Annotated in this window: 4 protein-coding genes and 1 pseudogene; 4 read left to right on the top strand and 1 reads right to left on the bottom strand. The window is 70.9% G+C overall.

Annotated features, from left to right (window positions below; all coding sequences use genetic code 11):
• Together G6031_RS07615 and tsaD are read left to right on the top strand one after the other, a co-directional pair.
• Positions 1–199: pseudogene (locus G6031_RS07615) on the top strand (ribosomal-protein-alanine N-acetyltransferase); the annotation flags it as partial.
• Entirely contained in the window at positions 196–1,233 is a 1,038-nt protein-coding gene (tsaD, locus tag G6031_RS07610) for a tRNA (adenosine(37)-N6)-threonylcarbamoyltransferase complex transferase subunit TsaD (RefSeq protein ID WP_182641210.1), read from the top strand. The pseudogene G6031_RS07615 and the gene tsaD, both read left to right, overlap by 4 nt.
• A 36-nt stretch (positions 1,234–1,269) precedes the next feature.
• Here tsaD and G6031_RS07605 read toward each other — a convergent pair whose 3' ends face one another.
• Entirely contained in the window at positions 1,270–1,641 is a 372-nt protein-coding gene (locus tag G6031_RS07605; protein WP_179524688.1) for a DUF4190 domain-containing protein, read from the bottom strand.
• A 271-nt stretch (positions 1,642–1,912) separates the two neighbouring features.
• Here G6031_RS07605 and groES point away from each other — a divergent pair, with 271 nt between their 5' ends.
• Both groES and groL read left to right on the top strand, forming a co-directional pair.
• Entirely contained in the window at positions 1,913–2,200 is a 288-nt protein-coding gene (groES, locus tag G6031_RS07600) for a co-chaperone GroES (protein WP_017837219.1), read from the top strand.
• Between the two features lie 144 nt (positions 2,201–2,344).
• Positions 2,345–3,967, top strand: a complete 1,623-nt coding sequence (gene groL / locus G6031_RS07595; protein ID WP_179524689.1) for a chaperonin GroEL — start codon at positions 2,345–2,347, stop codon at positions 3,965–3,967.
• The last annotated feature ends 47 nt before the right edge of the window (positions 3,968–4,014 follow it).

Here is a 4,014-nt window from a genome sequence, read left to right as displayed (position 1 = left end):
GGTGGCGGACGCGGAGGCGGCCCCGGTGGTCCTGGACGTGCGGACCGACAACGTCCCGGCCCGCGCGCTCTACGAGGCCCACGGTTTCGAGGTGGTGGGGCTACGGCCCCGGTACTACCGTCCGAGCATGGCCGACGCGCACCTGATGGTGCGTCCGGCGCACCACGGACCCGACGCGGGAGGAGGAGACAGTTCATGAGGACCGTTCTGGGGATCGAGAGTTCGTGCGACGAGACGGGCGTGGCGATCGCCCGGGTGCACGATGACGGGCGCGCGGAGCTGCTCGCCGACGTGGTGGCCTCGTCGATGTCCGAGCACGCGCGCTTCGGCGGCGTGGTGCCCGAGATCGCCTCCCGCGCGCATCTCGAGGCGCTCGTCCCGACCGTGCGTGCGGCGCTCGCCGAGGCGGGTGTGGACCGGCCCGACGCCGTGGCCGCGACCATCGGGCCCGGGTTGTCCGGTGCACTGCTGGTGGGCTCCTCGGCGGCCAAGGCCTACGCCGCCGCGTGGGGCACACCGTTCTACGCGGTCAACCACCTGGTGGGACATGTCGCCGTGGCCGGGTTCGACGGCGGACCGCTCGACGAATGCGTGGCGCTGCTGGTCTCCGGCGGACACACCCAGCTCCTGCACGTGCGCTCTCTCACTGATCCGGTGGTGGAGCTCGGCTCGACGGTCGACGACGCGGCGGGGGAGGCCTACGACAAGGTCGCGAGGCTCTTGGGTCTGGGTTACCCGGGCGGTCCGGTGATCGATCGACTCGCGGCGTCCGGTGACCCGGCGGCCATACCCTTCCCCCGCGGGATGACCGGGCCCCGGGACGCCCGACACGACTTCTCCTTCTCCGGGCTCAAGACCTCCGTCGCGCGCCGGATCGAGGCCGCCGAGCGCGACGGGGTGCACCTCGAGGTCGCCGACGTGGCCGCGTCGTTCCAGGAGGCCGTGGCGGACGTGCTCACCATGAAGGCCGTGCGGGCCTGCACAGATCTCGGGGTGTCGACCCTGCTCGTCGGCGGCGGCGTCGCCGCGAACTCCCGGCTGCGGGAGCTGGCGGCGCAGCGGTGCGCCGAGGCCGGGATCCGCCTCCGCGTCCCCCGGCCGCGGCTGTGCACGGACAACGGGGCGATGGTCGTGGCGGTGGCGTCCGCGCTCCTCGCGGCGGGTGCCGAACCCAGTGCCCTCACCGTGGCGGCGGATCCGGGACTCACGGTCGGGGTGACCCAGCTGGTGTGAGGCGGGTGGTGTGAGGAGGGTGGTGAGGCGGGTGCCTCAGAACCCGAGCAGCGCGAAGCCGTACCCGGTGAACAGCAGCATCCCGCAGACCAGCAGGGTGATCAGGACCAACCACAGGTACCCCACCGCGAGCGCGGTGAGGGCGAGGCCGCGCCCGGCCTGTCCGGTCCGGTTGATCCTGGCCAGGGCGAGATGGCCGAGCAGGACCGACGCGAGCGCGAAGACCGCGGGGACCGCGGGCAGGAACAGTCCGAGGAAGGACCCGAACACGACGTTGCCCACCGCCAACACGACCGCGGCGAGCGCCGTCCCGTTGACGTCGGGGGGACCGGCGTGCGACTCGTCGCCGGGGTCCTCCGGATCCCGCCGGCCGGACGCGTCCGCGTCACCGGAGGGGGTACGGGACATGGCGACGACTCCTCCCGGGGGTGGCGGGACTTCCCGCTGATCGTACGCGGGGCCCGCGCGCCCGGCGGCGTGCTCGAGCGGGTGTGTGGGGGCCGGGTGGTGTTCGCCGTCCGCGAACGGGGCCGGATCGGGCACCCGGGACACTTGAGTGCTGGCACTCGCGCATATAGAGTGCCAATAGGCATGGACCCGGTCGCGTCACCCGCGACGACGCCACCCCGGTGCCCCGCCCCCCTGAACACACCAGCCATCTACACACGGAGGATCCATCGTGGCGATCAAGCCGCTTGAGGACAAGATTCTCGTCGAGGCCACCGCTGCCGAGACCACCACGGCGTCCGGCCTCGTCATCCCGGACACCGCCAAGGAGAAGCCCCAGGAGGGCACCGTCGTCGCGGTCGGCAAGGGCCGCTTCGACGAGGACGGCGACCGCATCCCCATGGACATCAAGGAGGGGGACAAGGTCATCTACTCCAAGTACGGCGGAACCGAGATCAAGTACGAGGGCAAGGAGTACCTGATCCTCTCCTCGCGCGACGTTCTCGCGGTCATCGACTGACGTGAGTCGGTACAACCCCGCCCCGGTGGCGCCGGCCAGTGTCCGGCCCGCCGGGGCGGTGGTGTCTCACCGGTGTCGCACCGGTCTGTTACGCAGTACGACCCGTCCGTCCCGAACACCCTCTTCCTTCCAGGAGTCCCATCAATGTCCAAGTTGATAGCGTTCGACGAGGAGGCCCGTAAGGGCATGCTCGCCGGTGTCGACCAACTCGCCGACACCGTCAAGGTCACGCTCGGCCCGAAGGGTCGGCACGTCGTGTTGGCCAAGGCCTTCGGTGGCCCCACCGTCACGAACGACGGTGTCTCCATCGCCCGCGAGATCGAACTCTCCGAGCCGTTCGCGAATCTCGGTGCCCAGCTGGTCAAGAGCGTCGCCACCAAGACCAACGACGTGGCCGGTGACGGCACGACCACCGCGACGGTGCTCGCGCAGGCGCTCATCCGTGAGGGGCTGCGCAACGTGGCCGCCGGATCCAACCCGATGGCCATGGGCAAGGGCATCGAGAAGGCCTCGGCCGCCGTCGTCGAGTTCCTCAAGTCCGCCGCCACCCCGGTGTCGGGGTCCGAGGGGGTGGCGCAGGTCGCCACGGTCTCCTCCCGTGACCCCGAGGTGGGTCGGATGGTCGCCGAGGCCATGGACGCCGTGGGTGTCAACGGCGTCGTGTCCGTCGAGGAATCCCAGGGCCTGCACACCGAGGTCGCCGTGACCGAGGGCATCGCCTTCGACAAGGGCTACCTCAGCCCCTACTTCGTCACCGACCCCGACGAGCAGAAGGCCATCTACGAGGATGTCCTGGTCCTGCTGCACCGCGAGAAGATCAGCTCCCTCCCCGACCTGCTCCCGCTGCTCGAGAAGGTCGCCGAAACCGGCAAGCCGCTGCTCGTCGTGGCCGAGGACGTCGACGGCGAGGCGTTGTCGACGCTGGTCGTCAACTCGATCCGCAAGACCATCAAGGTCGTCGCGATCAAGGCCCCGTTCTTCGGCGACCGCCGCAAGGCCTTCCAGGACGATCTCGCTATCGTCCTCAAGGGTCAGGTCGTCAGCCCGGACCTGGGCATGAAGCTCTCCGACTGTGGCCTCGAGGTGCTCGGACACGCCCGCCGCGTGACCGTCTCCAAGGACGAGACGATCATCGTCGACGGTGACGGTGACCAGGCCGACGTCGACGCCCGGGTGGCGCAGCTGCGCCGCGAGGCCGAGAACACCGACTCCGACTGGGACCGCGAGAAGCTCGAGGAGCGCATCGCCAAGCTCTCCGGGGGCGTCGCGGTCATCCGCGTCGGCGCCGCCACCGAGACGGAGCTCACCGAGCGCAAGCTCCGCGTCGAGGACGCGGTCAACTCGGCCAAGGCCGCCGTCGAAGAGGGCGTGATCGCCGGTGGCGGTTCCGTGCTCGTCCAGGCCGCGGCGTCACTCGCCCGGCTCGCCGAGGACACCACCGACGCCGACGAGGCGGTGGGGGTGAACGTCGTCCGCAAGGCGCTGGCGGCGCCACTGTTCTGGATCGCCGCCAACGCGGGCGAGGACGGCTCCGTCGTGGTGAGCAAGGTCGCCGACCTCGGTCCGAGGGACGGCTTCAACGCCGCCACCGGCGAGTACGGTGACCTCGTCTCGGCGGGCATCATCGACCCGGTGAAGGTCACCCACTCGGCCGTCGTCAACGCCTGTTCCGTCGCGCGGATGGTGCTGACCACCGAGACGGCGATCGTCGAGAAGCCCGAGCAGGAGGCGCCCGGCGGGCACTCGCACGCCGGTCACTCGCACTGATCCCGTCCCGACCGGGCCCCGGTCCCGCCCCCGCGGGACCGGGGCCC

It is taken from the genome of Dietzia sp. CQ4 (assembly GCF_014145125.1).
Classification (GTDB): Bacteria; Actinomycetota; Actinomycetes; order Mycobacteriales; family Mycobacteriaceae; genus Dietzia; species Dietzia natronolimnaea.
This window is presented reverse-complemented; position numbering and strand designations above follow the sequence as displayed.